This is a genomic window from Belnapia mucosa (assembly GCF_016775475.1).
Taxonomy (GTDB): domain Bacteria; phylum Pseudomonadota; class Alphaproteobacteria; order Acetobacterales; family Acetobacteraceae; genus Belnapia; species Belnapia mucosa.
The window spans coordinates 1-290 of the sequence record NZ_JAEUXJ010000103.1; the positions used below are offsets into that span (position 1 = coordinate 1).

At 39.0% G+C, this 290-nt stretch carries 1 protein-coding gene; it reads left to right on the plus strand.

The features are described 5' to 3' along the window. Window positions 1-122: 122 nt before the first annotated feature. A partial coding sequence (locus JMJ55_RS30540; RefSeq protein WP_202829360.1) for a GTP-binding protein occupies window positions 123-290 on the plus strand: 168 nt, incomplete at its 3' end.

Sequence of the window (290 nt, forward strand, 5' to 3'; positions counted from 1 at the left end):
TTATTGTGCTAGATAAAGGAAAAATTGTTGAACAGGGTACACATAAAGAACTTTTAGAAAAGAATAGTTTGTATGCTGATTTGTGGAATCACCAAACTGGCGGATTTTTGGAGTAAAATTTTATGGATTTAAAACACATTAGAAATTTCTCAATAATCGCGCATATAGACCACGGCAAGTCTACTTTGGCTGATAGAATGCTGGAAATTACGCATACTGTACCAGAGCGCAAGATGCGCGACCAGGTGCTGGATTCTATGGAGCTAGAACGCGAACGGGGGATTACTATC